The organism is Edwardsiella anguillarum ET080813, from assembly GCF_000264765.2.
In the GTDB taxonomy this organism is placed as follows: domain Bacteria; phylum Pseudomonadota; class Gammaproteobacteria; order Enterobacterales; family Enterobacteriaceae; genus Edwardsiella; species Edwardsiella anguillarum.
The window spans coordinates 664,550-680,057 of sequence record NZ_CP006664.1; the positions used below are offsets into that span (position 1 = coordinate 664,550).

Genomic DNA, 15,508 nt, shown 5'->3' on the forward strand with positions numbered 1-15,508 from the left:
CGCGGCGTTGCGGTAGGTGTAATGACGCGCTTAAGCGTTAGCCAGTACGGCGCTCACAATATCGACCGCCTCTTTCTCGATACGCTGGCGATGCTCCGCACCCAGGAAGCTTTCACAGTAGATCTTGTAGGCTTCCTCGGTGCCGGACGGACGCGCGGCAAACCAGCCGTTGTCGGTCATGATCTTCAGCCCGCCGATCGGCGCATCGTTGCCCGGGGCGCGGGTCAGACGGGCGGTGATCGGATCGCCCGCCAGCCGGTCCGCCTGCACCATCTCCGGAGAGAGACGGGAGAGCGCCGCCTTCTGGGCATGGGTCGCCGGTGCCTGCAGACGGTTATAGCTCGGCGAGCCAAAGCGCGCCGCCAGCGCATCGTAATGCTGCTGCGGATTCTTACCGGTCTGGGCGGTGATCTCTGCCGCCAGCAGGCACAGGATGATGCCATCCTTATCGGTAGACCACGGCGTGCCGTTGAAGCGCAGGAACGATGCCCCGGCGCTCTCTTCGCCGCCAAAGCCGAGGCTGCCGTCAAACAGACCGTCGACAAACCACTTGAAGCCGACCGGCACCTCCACCAGGCGGCGATCCAGCGCCTTAACCACCCGATCGATCATCGCGCTGGAGACCAGCGTCTTACCCACGGCCACCTCGGCCCCCCACTGCGGACGGTGGCGGAACAGGTAGTCGATGGCCACGGCCAGATAGTGGTTCGGGTTCATCAGCCCGGCCGGCGTTACGATGCCGTGACGGTCGTAGTCCGGGTCATTGGCAAAGGCCAGATCGAAGCGATCGCGCAGCGCCAGCAGCCCCGCCATGGCGCTCTCCGAGGAGCAGTCCATGCGGATCACGCCGTCGTGGTCCAGATGCATAAAGCGGAAGGTCTGATCGATATGGTCGTTGACCAGCGTCAGATCCAGGCCGTAATGCTCGCCGATGCGCTGCCAGTATTCGATACCGGAGCCGCCGAGCGGATCGACGCCCAGCTTCAGACCGGCGCGCTGAATCGCCGGCATATCGACGATATCACGCAGATCTTCGACGTAGGGCTGCACCAGGTCGCGCGCGTGGATATGGCCGCTGCGCCAGGCCGCGTCCAGCGTCAGACGCTTCACGCCGGCCAGATCCTGCGCCAGCAGCTGGTTGGCACGCTGCTCGATAACGCGGGTCAGATTGGTGTCCGCCGGGCCGCCGTTGGTCGGGTTGTATTTGATGCCGCCGTCTTCGGGCGGGTTATGGGAGGGCGTAATCACGATACCGTCGGCCAGCGCGCCGCCGCGACGGTTATGGGTCAGAATGGCATGAGACACCGCCGGCGTCGGGGTAAAACCATTGTTCTCCTGCACCACCACCGCAACGCCGTTGGCGCTCAGCACCTCCAGCACGCTGACGAAGGCCGGCTCAGAGAGCGCATGGGTATCTTTACCGACAAAGCAAGGTCCCTCGACGCCGTTGGCCTTGCGCACCTCGGCGATCGCCTGGGCGATCGCCAGAATGTGCGCCTCGTTGAAGCTTTGGCGCTGCGCGCTGCCGCGGTGACCGGAGGTGCCGAACTTCACGGCGTGGGACGGATTATCCGCCTGCGGACGCAGGCTGTAATACTGTGCAACCAGCTGAGCCACATTGATCAAATCGCTCTGCCGGGCAGGCTGCCCGGCGCGCGGGTGATTTGCCATCTGCGCTTCTCCCTAACGCTTGTTATTTATCAAATGGTGCCGCAAACCTTCTCGATCAGCTCCACGGGGAACTGCATCGCCAGCATGATGTGTTCGATCATCGCGCGCTTGCGGCCTGAGTTGGTATTGGTGATCACCCAATAAGGGGTGCCGGGTACCTGCTTGGGCTTGGTGTGATTGCCACTCTGCAGCAGCGTATTGCGATCGCCGGCAAAGTAGACGCGGGTGCGCCCGTGCAGGGCATCCGTTGCCGCCGCAAACCCATCGGCGTCAATGGCGTACAGCGTGGTCAGGATCAGCATAAAGCGACTGACCGCCCTGTTCTGTTCAGCATACTCGTCCGACAGCAGCAGCTCGCGCATGGTGCGCACGCGATCCTGCGGCCGGGATACCGCCGCGGCAGGGGGGGTCACCAGCGCAGGAAGCGCCGCGCCAGCGACGGCGGCCGGCTTGCTCTCCATACCGACTTTCAGCAGCCGGCGCAGAATGTCGGAAGCACTCTCGCCAATCCGCTGGGTGTGGCTGGCAATATAGCGGTAGAGCTCCTCGTCGACTTCAATCGTTTTCATCGTTATCCAGTACTTTTGCTACGTGGTCAGATTGGATTATAAGGTTAAACGCCTTGAGCGGATAGCGTTTAGCGCCACGGCGGGGTGATTAACGTCCATTTTGGTGCCTGCGCGGCACAAAAGCGGCGCGGACAGCCATACGGCTCGGAAATCGGCGTAGATGCCCGGCCCGCTGGGGTCAACCCCGCCGAGCGGCGGACAATTCGCCGCCGGCGTGGTAACCTATACGCAACATTAACCGAACAATTTATCTCGCCATGATCCTGACCCTGAATCATCTGCTGCTGCGGGCGCCGCAGCCGCCGAGCCAACCGCCGCTGCTGCTGATCCACGGCCTGTTCGGTTCGCTGGACAACCTGGGCCAGCTCGCCCGCGCGCTCAATCCCCAGCGCGACGTACTGCTGGTCGATCTGCGTAACCACGGGCAGTCCCCTCATACCCCCGAGATGAACTATGACCTGCTCGCCGAGGATCTCATCGCGCTGATCGACGCCTACGGCCTGGCGCCGCTGGACATCATTGGCCACTCCATGGGCGGAAAAGCGGCGATGCGTCTGGCGGCGCTCGCCCCGCAGCGCCTGCGCCGTCTGGTGGTGCTAGATATGGCGCCGGTGGCCTACCCCACCCGCCGTCACGACGCGGTCTTTGCCGCCCTGAACGCGGTGCAGACGGCGGCGGTACAGACCCGCCCGCAGGCGGCGCAGATCCTGCGCCGCTTTCTGCAGCAGGAGGGGGTGGTGCAGTTTCTGCTCAAGTCCTTTTACCAGGGACGCTGGCGCTTTAATCTTGCGGCCCTGCAGCAGCACTACCCGCAGATCCTCGGCTGGCAGCCGCAGGCGCCCCACCCGGGGGCGACGCTGTTCATCAAGGGCGCGGACTCGCCCTATATTCTCGATGACTATCGCGAGGCGATCGCCCGCCAGTTTCCCTGCGCCCGCGCCCACGTGGTCAGCGGCAGCGGCCACTGGCTGCACGCCGAACAGCCAGACAACGTCCTGCGCGCGGTGCGCCGCTTTCTCGATCCCCCCTCCGGCGCAGGGGCGTGAAGCGTCCGGCGGATCGGATCGTGCCCTCATCGGTGCGGGAACGCGCGCCGACGCCGATAAGGGATTGTCGCTGCTCCACTCCCTGGGGTATGATGGCGCGCTAAAATGGGCGGCGCGTCCCCGTACGGTGCCGTCGGGGGAAATCCCGTATATACGTTAATCGGAGTCCGGGGTTCCCGTGCTCCCTTCTCCTTGCAGTACCGCTACCTGAATATGGCCAAAGAACAAACGGACCGCACGACGCTCGATCTGTTCGCGGAAGAACGTCGTCCAGGTCGTCCCAAAACCAACCCGCTTTCCCGGGAAGAGCAGCTGCGGATTAACAAGCGTAACCAGCTGCGGCGCGATCGGGTGAAAGGGCTGCGCCGCGTCGAGCTGAAGATGAATGAAGAGGCGGTCGATCTCCTCAACCGTCTGGCGCAGGAGCGCAACATCAGCCGCAGCGAGCTGATCGAGCAGATGCTGCTCCGTCAGCTACCGCTGGACACCTGACCCGCCCGGCGCAGCGCACAATGACGATAAAGCCGCGACGCCAAAAATGTTATAGTATTCGACTGGTAGGTAGGCTGGGTGTGTGACCGCGCCCGGTTAGGCTCAGCGCCTAATCCCGTCCGTCGCCCGCGACGGTCAGGGCACAGCCTGATTTAATTTCTGAGATAAAAGGTAAATTCGCGATATGGCAATCGTAGGTATTTTCTTTGGCAGCGACACCGGCAACACGGAAAACATTGCTAAGATGATCCAGAAGCAACTGGGTAAAGACGTTGCTGAAGTTCATGACATTGCCAAGAGCAGCAAGGAAGACCTTGAGGCGTTTGATATCCTTCTGCTGGGTATCCCCACCTGGTACTACGGCGAAGCGCAGTGCGACTGGGATGACTTCTTCCCCTCGCTGGAGGAGATCGACTTCTCCGGTAAGCTGATTGCGCTGTTCGGCTGCGGCGATCAGGAGGACTATGCCGAGTACTTCTGCGATGCAATGGGCACCATCCGCGAGCTGGTTGAGGCGCGCGGCGCCACCATCGTCGGCCACTGGCCGACCGCCGGATACCACTTTGAAGCCTCCAAGGCGCTGGTCGACAGCAACACCTTCGTCGGCCTGGCCATCGATGAGGATCGCCAACCGGAGCTAACCGCCGAGCGCGTGGACGCCTGGGTCAAGCAGCTCAGCGCAGAGATGCATCTGGCCGATATCCTGGGCTAATGCCTGTCGCCTGCCGGCGCGGAGCCCCGTTTAATAGCCGGCAGGTATTTCAGCCATCAATAAAAACGATAGTGCGCAGTTCGCTGCGTCATTTGTTTCTATCTTCCTCATTACTCGCGAGTTATATCTGGCCCACGCCGCGGGCACCCCACGCCGGACACGCCGCGCCACGGTTCCCATTTAGGGATATCGGCCTTATAATGAATCTCACTATTATTTTCCGTTCGGTAACGGCCTCTGGGCGCTGCCGGGCGCTGTGACAGGACAGAATCCGAATGACTGACAACAACACCGCGTTAAAGAAAGCTGGCCTTAAAGTCACGCTTCCCCGTCTCAAGATTCTGGAAGTACTGCAAGATCCTACGTGCCATCATGTCAGTGCTGAAGACTTGTACAAGAAGCTGATCGACATGGGCGAGGAGATCGGTTTGGCAACCGTATACCGCGTGCTCAACCAGTTTGACGATGCCGGCATCGTTACCCGCCATAACTTTGAGGGCGGGAAATCGGTCTTTGAACTGACCCAGCAGCACCACCACGATCACCTGATCTGCCTGGACTGCGGCAAGGTCATCGAGTTCAGCGATGAGTCCATCGAGAAGCGTCAGCGCGAAATCGCCAAAAAACACGGCATCCAGCTGACCAACCACAGCCTGTATCTCTACGGCCACTGCGCCGAGAGCGACTGCCGCAGCGATGATACCCTGCACGACGAAAAGGCCTAAACCCACCGTCAGCGAAGCGGCCCACCGGGGCCGTTTTTTTTGCCCGTCGCGGGTAAAAAAAAAGCCCTCACAGACCGAGGGCAATTACTGCTCACTACTACTCAGATCGAAACCGGAATAAGGAGAGGATGAGGCCGCGCCGCGGGCGCTCATCCTAAGGCCCCCGCGCGAGGCGGGGGAAAATGAGGGTAAAATCCCGTCAGGATTTGACGGACTCCACGCGGCTAAAGCGCTTGCCGTCCGGCGACGCGGTACGCACCTGAACCTCGCCGCTCACGCTCGGCTTCGCCTTGGCATCATAGCGCTGCCACTGCTTACCGCCGTCGACGGAGTACTCCACGATCAGGCCCGGCATCGCGACGTTGGTCTCCAGCTTGCCGTTCACTACGCGGGCGCCCGGCTGCGGTACGCGATAGGCCACGCCAGACTTATCCATCTTGGCCAGCTCACGCTGCCCCATCAGGTTGGCGAAACGCTGCCAATCCTTCAGCAGAGCCTGCTGATCGACCAGATGGGTTTCGCCGCCCTTGTATTCACGCCCGGCCTGATACGGCTGTTCCCAGCCCGCCTGATGCCAGGCACGCTCGGCGACGGCCATGATGCGCGGATAGATCTTGTACTCCATCATCTCATCGGTGCGCACCACTTCGCTCCACAGCTGAGCAGAGAGGCCATAGGCGCCCGGCCACGGCTTGTCGCTCTTGGCGCTGAAGTAGTTACCGTCGCGATCGACCGACGTTTCGGCGTTCTGCGGCAGGTTGTCCGGCGCGAAGGCAAAGATCTTGCGCTCATCGCTGAAGCGAGTGCCCCAGTAGTAGCCGTTCTCCTGCGGATTGACCTCATACGGGAAGTCCATATAGACGTAATCCGGGTTGGAGATCACCACCTCATAGCCCTTGTTGGCCCAGTCGTTGGCCGAGTCAAAGCCGCCCCAGTACAGGGTATCCCAGAAGTTCACCCCGACGCGCGGCGTCGCGAATGCCTTGGCATCCTTGGCATCCTTCAGGCCATCCTGCCAGGCCTGCATCTTGCCGATGCCGTGATCCTTGACCATCTTGCTGACTTCGACCGCGAAGTAGCTCGGCAGGTGCTCCATATCGGCCACCTTGCCCTCTTTGATCATCGCCTGGCACATCTGAGACTTCGCCCACGGCTTGTCCTCTTTGCTCAGGTCGATCATCCCCTTGCCCGGCTCCGGCTTGTTCACGTCGGTGTAGCCCGGCCCTAAGCGGATGTTCTTCGCCTCATCGCCGCCGAAGTGCCAGGTGGTGAGCGGCTGGCCGGCTTCGCGGTGCATCTGGGCCATCTCGCCGATCACTTTGTCGACAAAGCGCTTGGATGAGTCCAGGCACGGGTTGAGGTAGCTGTGACGATCGTAGAACTGCACCGAGGTGGTGTTGGAGTCATCGGTCGGATCCAGCAGGCGGTACTCGTTGGCGCCCTTCTCGTCACCGGCGGCCTTCAGCTTGTTATAACGCGCCTCCATCGCCACCACCGCCGCACGGGCGTGGGCCGGCATGTCGATCTCCGGGATCACCTCAATGTGGCGCGCCTGGGCATACTTCAGCAGCTTGATATAGTCGGCGCGAGTAAAGTAACCGCTGCCGTTGTTGTTGCTGTCCGGGCCAGAGCCCAGCTGCGGCAACAGACACTGCTGTTCGCTCAGATCATGGCAGCGCTTGCCGCCGACCTCGGTCAGCTCCGGCAGGCCCGGGATCTCAATGCGCCAGCCCTCATCGTCGGTCAGATGGAAGTGGAACTTGTTCAGCTTGTACGCTGCCATCTGATCCAGCAGGCGCTCGATGGAGGCCAGGGAGTGGAAGTTACGCCCCACGTCCAGCTCAATGCCGCGGTACTGGAAACGCGGCGCATCTTCGGCGTCCAGCGTGGCGATCTTGGCGCTGCCGTTGGCCGGCAGCAGCGACAGGATAGACTGCAGACCGTAGAACACCCCGGCCTGATCGTAACCGGTCACCTCCGCGCCCTTGGTGCCGATCTTCAGCTGGTATGCGCCCGGTACCGCCATATCGCCTTTAAAGGCTTTGGTGGCGATCTGTGTCTTGATCGGGTAGCCCTTCTGGGCCTGCTTCACGCCCAGCTGGCCCAGACGCTGCTTGATAACATCGGCGCTGGCGGTGTTCAGCACCGTCAGATCCAGGCTAACGCCGCGCGCCAGATCGGCGTCCTGCTGATGCACTTTCAGCGTCAGCGGCGTCGGCATAATCTGGCCGCGCAGGCTAGCCGCCGGCAGGGTCTTCACATCGGCGTTCTTGGCAAAGCGGTTCTCCGGCGTCATCAGAACGTTTTTATCATCCTTGATGCGCTTCCACAGGTCGCCGGCAAACGGCGTCACGAACTGACGCAGATCTTCGGTATCGGTATTGGCGATCACCTTCGGCTTGGCGTCCGGCGAGGTCACGTACCAGCGCGGCATCACGTCGCTTTCGAACAGCTGCCAGTATTCGCCGACGATGGGGATCTCGATGCGCTCACCCGCGGCAAAGCCCTTGAATTTATCCGTCGGCTCAATCTTGTGCAGATCGCCGGTTACGAAGGTGATCTTGAACTGATCGTTGCCGCTCTTCAGGATCTGACGGATGTTATGGAAGTAGATGGCCCAGTCTTTCCCCTCGATGGCGCTGCCATCGTTGGTCAGGCTGATCACCGCCTGGTTGCAGGAGGCCCAGTCGGCGCCCAGCGCCGCACAGTTGACGCCGTTCTCCGCGCCGCGGTTGTCGGTGACGGCGTAGTTCACCTTCACCTGGCTGCTGATGCTGTCCACCAGCTGCTGATCGGCCTGCGCTACGCCGGAAACGCCCAGCATACCCAGTGCCGTGGCGACTACGCTCAGTTTATATCCTTTCATCATCTCGCTTCCCTTTTCTCAGTTCGCGTTACTGGCGCGGATTTCCTGCCACAGTTTGCCGCAGCGGGCCGTATAGTTGTCACCGGCGCCGCTCATCGCCGCCTCAATACACTGCTGGTAATTCAGCACGCTCACGCTCTCTTTCTGCGCGAACGCGGCGTGTGCCTTGCTCTGCTTCATCACCTCCAGAATGGTCTGGCAGGAGGCGACCTTGTCATGTTTGCCGTCGGCATCCTGAATACACTTGCCGTAGGCCTGCTTCAGCAGCTGGCCGTCCTGGGACGGCGCGCTCGGCTGCGCGCAGCCGGTCAGTACGATGGCGGCCATGGCCACACCCAGAATCGCTTTCATATTCTCTCTCCCTTGATTCGCTTAGCGCCCCTCCGCGCGTGCGGAGGGGGCGATAACTCAGAACACGGTGAACGGGGCGATAACGATAAACTTCACGTCGCGCTCATCCTGGAACATGTTGTTGTAGCCGCCGCCCCAGCTCGGGTTGTCGGAGTGGTTGTCATACTGGGTGTAGTGCAGCTTAAACAGGGTGCCCTTGGCGCGACCGTCCTGAATCACGTACATCGCATCCAGACTGTAGGCGCTCTCTTTAACCCGCTCGCTCTGGTCAGCCCAGGTGCTGTTCGGCTTGGCATCCCAGGCATAGACATAGGAGGCACCGACGCCCCAGCCCGGCATATTCCACTTGCTCAGGTCATACATCACGCCGGCAAAGACGGCCTTTTCCCCGTTGGCGTTGAAATCGGAGCGGTTATCCCACCAGATATCCAGGCGACCGTTGGAGGAGGCGTAGGCCGGCGTCATACGCTGCAGGAAGTAGCCCTGCTTGCCTTCCGCCTTCACCCAGGTGCCTTCCAGACGCAGATCGAACTGACCGGCCTTGTAGCCGAAGGTCAGCGCCTGCAGCCAGGCAGTGCCGTCATAGATATTGGCGCTGCTGTTGGCGTCGGAGACGCGATCGTGCGCGCCGTAGAACTGGTAGCTGGTGGTCAGCGGGCTGCCGGCGACGTCAAACTTGTAGGTCCCCTTGGCGAAGTACTGATTCATAAAGCCCTGGGCCTGACCAAAGGCCGCTTCCAGCACCAGGCCGTTCTTGAAGTCATATTTCCCGCCCAGGGAGTGCAGGTAGGAGACCTCCTCCCCGCGGTTATCGCCCAGGCCGCCCTGGTAGAACTTGTCCATTTCCAGATGCCACGGCGCCTTATAGCGGTCGGTCCACATATAGGAGAAGCTCAGCGCACCGGCGCTATCAAAGTCAAAGTTGGCGCCGGTCTCAACCCCCTGATAGGTGCCCGGCATGAAGCTCCAGTGCGGGGCGATCAGGGTCTGGCCGGTCGGCTGGATCCAGCCGACACGCGCCCACATCGGCCCCATCTTCAGCTTGGCCGCCGCCTTGTACAGGCTGATGCCGCTCTTATCGCCGCTGTAGTTTTCGTCGTAGCCCTTGTTGATGGAGGAGAAGGCGATTTCGTTCGGGTGGCTGCTCTCCGCCGATTCGGCCATCTCAATGGCGGTGAAGGCGCCGACGTCCAGACCGATAAAGTCGGCGGCGTAGCCGGAGGAGAAGTCGAGGCTAGCGTTCCAGGTGGAGTGAGACAGGTTGGTCTTATACTGACCGGTCTCCACATCCTTGCGATCGCGCTCGCGCTGCCAGTAGTAGATCCCACCGGTCATGGTTGAATCGTCGATGAACCCTTCAGCCTGCGCCTGTGAGGGCGCCATGAAGCCGCTGCCCAGCGTTGCTGCGGCAACAGCGAGCGCCAGCACGCTGCGCTTAGCACGATGCGTAACCATAGAAAAATTCCTCTTTGACTGAAAAATGCGGCTGGCGGAGCAGCGCCCGACCAGGTCGCCAATATCCCCACAGGGGTAAAAGTTATTGGGTGTCCGGGTAAAATCCCGTTCACTTACTGCACTACTAGACTATTTTTCGCGACGCGAATTATCAAATGAAAAGTAAAAAAGATGTATCAATTTTTGACCGAGTGCACATATTCTTATATTTAGTTACATTGCGGTATAATTGGCATTATTAATGAAAAATACCATTAAAAAACAGAGATATATTTGTAATACCATTAGTGATATTGGGGAAGCTTACGGCGGGGAGCGCGGGGGGACTTACTTCATTAATGAATAATTATTACATTACAACACCTTATTAATTTGCAACGCGAAGTCATCATCTCCTATCTCCTGACCCACACCGCGCCAGAGTGGGCATACGCCGCCGCGAAAGAGGGCGCGCCGACCCGGGAAGCATCCCGCCAGCGCAGACAAAAAAACGCCACGGACCGGCGGCCCGTGGCGTTGATATTGGCACTCTACCGGCGTACTACGCCGTGCGCCGTGTCGTTCAGAGCGCCGCTTTGGCCCAGGTATCGCGCAGGCCAACGGTGCGGTTAAACACCAGATGTTCGACGGAGGAGTAGCGACTGTCGGCGCAGAAGTAGCCCTCACGCTCAAACTGGTAGGTCACCCCCGGCACCGCTGCGGCCAGCGTCGGCTCGACGAAACCGCGACGAATAACCAGAGACTCAGGGTTAATGGTGGAGAGGAAATCCTCCGCCGCCCCCGGGTTCGCCACGCTGAACAGGCGATCGTATAGGCGGAACTCCGCCGGCAGCGCATGGCTGGCGGACACCCAGTGGATCACCCCTTTCACCTTGCGGCCATCCGCCGGATCCTTGCTCAGGGTGTCCGCATCGTAGCTGCAGTAAATGGTGGTGATCTCGCCGTCGGCGTCTTTCTCTACGCGCTCGGCGCGGATCACGTAGGCGTTGCGCAGACGCACCTCTTTGCCCAGCACCAGACGCTTGTACTGTTTGTTGGCCTCTTCGCGGAAGTCGGCGCGATCGATGTACAGTTCGCGGGCGAACGGCACCTCACGGCTGCCCATCTCCGGATTGCTCGGGTGGTTCGGCATGGTCAGCAGCTGTACGCTGTCGGCCGGCAGGTTTTCGATCACCAGGCGCACCGGATCCAGCACCGCCATCGCGCGCGGGGCGTTTTCATTGAGATCGTCGCGGATACAGGACTCCAGCGCCGCCATCTCGACGTTGTTGTCCTGCTTAGTCACCCCGATACGACGGCAGAACTCGCGCACGGCGGCGGCGCTATAGCCGCGGCGGCGCAGACCCGAAATGGTCGGCATACGCGGATCGTCCCAGCCCTCGACAATCTTCTCGCTCACCAGCAGGTTCAGCTTACGCTTGGACATGATGGCGTATTCCAGGTTCAGGCGCGAAAATTCATACTGACGCGGATGGCACGGAATCGAGATATTATCCAGCACCCAGTCGTACAGGCGACGGTTGTCCTGGAACTCCAGGGTGCACAGGGAGTGCGTGATGCCCTCCAGCGCATCGGAGATGCAGTGGGTAAAGTCGTACATCGGGTAGATGCACCACTTATTGCCGGTCTGGTGGTGATCGGCAAACTTAATCCGATACAGCACCGGGTCGCGCATCACGATAAACGGCGACGCCATATCGATCTTGGCGCGCAGGCAGGCGCTGCCTTCGGCGAACTCGCCCAGACGCATTTTTTCGAACAGCGCCAGGTTCTCCTCCACGCTGCGGTCGCGGAACGGGCTATTTTTCCCGGGCGAGGTCAGGGTGCCGCGGTATTCGCGGATCTGCTCGGCGCTCAGCTCATCCACATAGGCCAGCCCTTTGCCGATCAGCTCCAGGGCGTACTGATGCAGCTGATCGAAATAGTCAGAGGAGTAACGCACCGCGCCGCTCCACTCGAAGCCCAGCCACTGTACGTCACGCTTGATGGACTCAACGTATTCGATGTCTTCTTTGACCGGGTTGGTATCATCGAAGCGCAGGTTGCACAGCCCTTGATAGTCTCTGGCGATGCCGAAATTCAGACAGATGGACTTGGCGTGGCCAATGTGCAGGTAGCCGTTTGGCTCCGGCGGGAAACGGGTATGCACGCTGGTGTGTTTACCGGACGCCAGATCTTCATCAATGATCTGACGGATAAAGTTGGTTGGGCGGGCTTCAGCCTCACTCATCTTCTGTTCCTCTATGCCAAAAAACGCGTTCTCATCGTTCCATGATCTAACAACCCTCGGGCGGAAACAACCGTTCTATCGGTAAAATACCGACGTTTTTTTTGTGATCTCCGCGGAAGTAGCGGATAAGCGCGCCGCGCCGCGCCCTCCCCCGGCTCCGGACAATAAAAAAAACGGGGGGCCCTCTCGGGCCCCCCGCCGCGTGACGCAACCGTATGACGGCGGCGTTACTTGTTCAGAAGGGTATACAGCTTGCTCTGACCGGCGACCACCTGACCGGAGGCCAACGCCCCCACGCCGCCAAAGTCATCGATATTGCTGACCACCACCGGGCTTATCATGGAGCGCGCATGGGCGTTCAGGTAATCCAGATCCATCTCCAGCACCGGCTGGCCGACCTTCACCACATCTCCCTCTTCCACCAGGCGCTTAAAGCCCTGCCCGTTCAGCGCCACGGTATCGATCCCCATGTGCACCACCACTTCCACACCGTCATCGCTCTCCAGACAGAAGGCGTGGTTGGTGTTGAAAATCTTCACCACGGTGCCGTTGGCCGGCGCCACGACCATCTTATCCGTCGGACGCACCGCCAGACCGTCGCCGACGGCTTTGCTGGCAAACGCCTCGTCCGGCACCTCGCTCAAGGCCACCACCTCACCGGTGATCGGTGATACCAGCGTCGAGTGGACGCCGGCGGCGGCGTTTGGCGTCGCCTGGGCCTTCGCCGCGGGCGCGGTCGGGGCGGCGGCGCTTGCCGCGGCGGCAGGTACCGTGCCCGCCGTGCGCATCGCGTTGGCGATCTTCTCGGCCACGAAGCCGACGATGATCTGTACGCTGGTCTTGTTCAGGCGGATCACGCCGGAGGCGCCCAGCTTCTTGGCCATCGCTTCGTTGACCAGCGAAGAGTCCTTCACCGTCAGACGCAGACGGGTGATACAGGCATCGATACCGGTCAGGTTGGCGGAGCCGCCGACGCAGGCGATATACTGGCGAGCCAGCTCGCTGACGTCCGCGTCTTTGGTCAGATCCAGATCTTCATCGTTGCCATCGGCCTCTTCACCCGCGCCGCTCAGCTCACGCCCCGGCGTCATCAGGTTGAATTTGGTGATGGTGAAACGGAACACCACGTAGTAGATAACGAAGAAGACCAGCCCCTGCGGGATCAGCATATACCAGTGCGTCGCCAGCGGGTTACGGGACTGCAGCGCCATATCCACCAGGCCGGCGCTGAAGCCGAAGCCGGAGATCCAGTGCATGCTGGCCGCGATAAAGACGGAGATACCGGTCAGGATGGCGTGCAGCACGTACAGCACCGGCGCCACGAACATGAAGGAGAACTCCAGCGGCTCGGTGATCCCGGTAAAGAAGGCGGCAAACGCGGCGGCCAACATGATACCGGCGACCTTCGCCTTGTTCTCCGGACGGGCGCAGTGGTAGATGGCCAGCGCCGCACCCGGCAGACCGAACATCATGATCGGGAAGAAGCCTGCCTGATAGCGACCGGTGATACCGACCACCGCCTTACCGCTCTCGATGGACTGGGCGCCGCCCAGGAAGTTCGGAATATCGTTAATGCCGGCGACGTCAAACCAGAACACGGAGTTCAGGGCGTGGTGCAGACCGACCGGGATCAGCAGACGGTTAAAGAAGGCATACACACCGGCCCCCACGGAGCCCAGCTTCTGGATATGCTCACCGAAGTTCACCAGACCGTTAAAGATCACCGGCCAGATATACATCAGGATAAAGGCCAGAATGATCATCAGGAACGAGGTCAGGATCGGAACCAGACGGCGGCCGCTGAAGAAGGAGAGCGCCTTGGGCAGCTCAACGCTGCTATAGCGGTTATACAGCTCGGCCGAGATGATACCGACCAGGATACCGATAAACTGGTTATTGATCTTACCGAAGGCGGCAGGAACCTGATCCACAGGAATCTTCTGGATCATCGCCACCGCGGCGGGTGAACACAGGGTGGTCACCACCAAGAAACCGACAAAGCCGGCCAGCGCCGCCGCGCCGTCTTTATCTTTGGACATACCATACGCAACACCAATGGCAAACAACACCGACATATTATCGATGATGGCTGAGCCCGACTTGATGAAGAACGCCGCCAGCGCGTTGTCTCCTCCCCAGCCGACCGGGTCGATCCAATAACCGACACCCATTAGTATTGCTGCGGCCGGTAGCGTCGCTACCGGCACCATCAGCGCGCGGCCTACCTTTTGCAAATAACCGAGAATACTCACATTTCCCCCTATTGGACCTACAATGCAAAGGGCACTGCCGGTCTCATCATCACTGATTTAAGTATTTTGTTGATAATATGAACCACACTGGAGAGTGTAAAAAAATTATTTTTCTCCGCAAATTAAAACCTCCTGATTTGTGATTATTATCACCAACAATAGGTGAAATGTTGTCTGCAGGCTGGCTATCTATGAAAACTTATTTTATTATTCGAAAAATCAATCGGCGCGGTAGGCTCCTTCGCAGGAGAGCCGGGAGCCAATGGGTCATCACCGGCGCCGAACCCGCTTTTCGTTCAGTTTCCCGTTTTGTAAAAGGTGCCCTATGAGACTTATTCCGCTGCATAACGCGACCGACGTTGGCCTGTGGTCTGCCCGCCATATCGTTAAGCGCATCAACGCGTTCAAGCCTACCGCCGAGCGCCCGTTTGTGCTGGGTCTGCCGACCGGTAGCACCCCGCTGCAAACCTATAAGCGTCTGATCGAACTCTATCAGGCCGGTGAGGTGAGCTTCCGCCACGTCGTCACCTTCAACATGGATGAATACGTAGGTCTGGCAGAATCACACCCGGAAAGCTATCACAGCTTTATGTATAATAATTTCTTCAACCATATTGATATTCAGAAAGAAAATATCAATTTGTTAAATGGTAACGCGCCGGACGTGGACGCCGAGTGCCGCCGCTACGAAGAGAAGATCCGCGCCTATGGTAAGATCAATCTGTTCATGGGCGGCGTCGGCAACGACGGGCATATCGCCTTCAATGAGCCAGCCTCTTCGCTGGCTTCGCGCACCCGGATCAAGACCCTGACCGAAGATACCCGCATCGCCAACTCCCGCTTCTTCAACGGCGACATCAGTCTGGTGCCGAAGTATGCGCTGACCGTCGGCGTGGGCACCCTGCTGGACGCGGAAGAGGTGATGATCCTGGTAACCGGTCACGCTAAATCCCTGGCGCTGCAGGCCGCGGTCGAGGGCAGCGTCAACCATATGTGGACTATCAGCGCCCTGCAGCTGCATCCTAAGTCCGTGGTGGTCTGCGATCAGCCGGCGACCATGGAGCTGAAGGTTAAAACCGTTAACTATTTCCGCGAGCTCGAAGCGGAAAATATGAAAGATCTCTGATAATTACGTCCGG

At 60.0% G+C, this 15,508-nt stretch carries 12 protein-coding genes; 5 read left to right on the forward strand and 7 right to left on the reverse strand.

Annotated elements, in window-relative coordinates:
* Positions 1 to 30: 30 nt before the first annotated feature.
* Together pgm and seqA are read right to left on the reverse strand one after the other, a co-directional pair.
* Complete coding sequence (pgm, locus tag ETEE_RS03055; RefSeq protein ID WP_034164195.1) at positions 31 to 1,671, reverse strand: phosphoglucomutase (alpha-D-glucose-1,6-bisphosphate-dependent); 1,641 nt, start codon at positions 1,669 to 1,671, stop codon at positions 31 to 33.
* 29 nt (positions 1,672 to 1,700) lie between these two features.
* Positions 1,701 to 2,240: a replication initiation negative regulator SeqA gene (gene seqA / locus ETEE_RS03060; RefSeq protein WP_034164194.1), complete on the reverse strand. Its 540-nt coding sequence runs from the start codon at positions 2,238 to 2,240 to the stop codon at positions 1,701 to 1,703.
* Positions 2,241 to 2,503: 263 nt separating this feature from the next.
* Between seqA and ETEE_RS03065 the strand changes: the two genes are divergently transcribed.
* From ETEE_RS03065 to fur, 4 genes are all read left to right on the forward strand, one after another.
* Positions 2,504 to 3,286, forward strand: a complete 783-nt coding sequence (locus ETEE_RS03065) for an alpha/beta fold hydrolase (RefSeq protein WP_370634786.1) — start codon at positions 2,504 to 2,506, stop codon at positions 3,284 to 3,286.
* A gap of 213 nt (positions 3,287 to 3,499) precedes the next feature.
* Entirely contained in the window at positions 3,500 to 3,778 is a 279-nt protein-coding gene (gene ybfE, locus ETEE_RS03070; protein WP_034164271.1) for a LexA regulated protein, read from the forward strand.
* Between the two features lie 184 nt (positions 3,779 to 3,962).
* Positions 3,963 to 4,490, forward strand: a complete 528-nt coding sequence (fldA, locus tag ETEE_RS03075; RefSeq protein ID WP_034164192.1) for a flavodoxin FldA — start codon at positions 3,963 to 3,965, stop codon at positions 4,488 to 4,490.
* 275 nt (positions 4,491 to 4,765) lie between these two features.
* Positions 4,766 to 5,215, forward strand: a complete 450-nt coding sequence (gene fur, locus ETEE_RS03080; RefSeq protein WP_034164191.1) for a ferric iron uptake transcriptional regulator — start codon at positions 4,766 to 4,768, stop codon at positions 5,213 to 5,215.
* Between the two features lie 199 nt (positions 5,216 to 5,414).
* On the opposite strand, the gene ETEE_RS03085 is transcribed toward fur, so the two are convergent.
* From ETEE_RS03085 to nagE, 5 genes are all read right to left on the reverse strand, one after another.
* Positions 5,415 to 8,081 carry a beta-N-acetylhexosaminidase gene (locus ETEE_RS03085; RefSeq protein ID WP_034164270.1) on the reverse strand — a complete coding sequence of 889 codons (2,667 nt, stop codon included), beginning with the start codon at positions 8,079 to 8,081 and terminating at the stop codon, positions 5,415 to 5,417.
* 18 nt (positions 8,082 to 8,099) lie between these two features.
* On the reverse strand, positions 8,100 to 8,432 hold the full coding sequence (chiQ, locus tag ETEE_RS03090) for a ChiQ/YbfN family lipoprotein (protein ID WP_034164190.1): 333 nt from the start codon (positions 8,430 to 8,432) through the stop codon (positions 8,100 to 8,102).
* A gap of 57 nt (positions 8,433 to 8,489) precedes the next feature.
* Positions 8,490 to 9,887 (reverse strand): chitoporin ChiP, encoded by a 1,398-nt coding sequence (gene chiP / locus ETEE_RS03095; protein WP_034164189.1) that lies wholly within the window; start codon positions 9,885 to 9,887, stop codon positions 8,490 to 8,492.
* A gap of 562 nt (positions 9,888 to 10,449) precedes the next feature.
* On the reverse strand, positions 10,450 to 12,117 hold the full coding sequence (gene glnS / locus ETEE_RS03100) for a glutamine--tRNA ligase (RefSeq protein ID WP_034164188.1): 1,668 nt from the start codon (positions 12,115 to 12,117) through the stop codon (positions 10,450 to 10,452).
* A 227-nt stretch (positions 12,118 to 12,344) separates the two neighbouring features.
* Positions 12,345 to 14,369 (reverse strand): N-acetylglucosamine-specific PTS transporter subunit IIBC, encoded by a 2,025-nt coding sequence (gene nagE, locus ETEE_RS03105; protein ID WP_034164187.1) that lies wholly within the window; start codon positions 14,367 to 14,369, stop codon positions 12,345 to 12,347.
* 325 nt (positions 14,370 to 14,694) lie between these two features.
* Between nagE and nagB the strand changes: the two genes are divergently transcribed.
* Positions 14,695 to 15,495, forward strand: a complete 801-nt coding sequence (nagB, locus tag ETEE_RS03110) for a glucosamine-6-phosphate deaminase (protein WP_015462098.1) — start codon at positions 14,695 to 14,697, stop codon at positions 15,493 to 15,495.
* The last annotated feature ends 13 nt before the right edge of the window (positions 15,496 to 15,508 follow it).